This is a genomic window from Halomonas borealis (genome assembly GCF_004798905.1).
Lineage (GTDB): Bacteria > Pseudomonadota > Gammaproteobacteria > Pseudomonadales > Halomonadaceae > Halomonas > Halomonas borealis.
The window spans coordinates 1-253 of record NZ_SDMO01000098.1 but is presented as its reverse complement, the minus strand read 5'-3'; the positions used below and the strand labels follow the sequence as shown (position 1 = coordinate 253).

Below are 253 nucleotides of genomic sequence, written 5' to 3'. Positions count from 1 at the left end.
AACTTGGCTGCTTTACCTTTTCCAAATGCTAGCTTTATTTATGAGCGGTGTGCAAGTTTATCGTTTAATTTCACAACGTACACGTAGCCGTTTGGCAGCGCTAATTACCACAGGTTTCACCTTGGTTTCGGTTGCAGGATTGGCTCAAGGTGGTACAGCGCCAACCTTAATCGCCTTGCCTTTTGCATTATGGGCATTACAGTTCTTGGATCGTTATCTACGTCAAGATGCACGTGACGAAGCTTTTATCTTC

General features: G+C 44.3%; 1 protein-coding gene. It reads left to right on the top strand.

The features are described from left to right. Positions 1-253, top strand: a 253-nt coding sequence (locus ETC07_RS16295; protein WP_205742579.1) for a hypothetical protein, incomplete at both ends; no start/stop codon positions are given.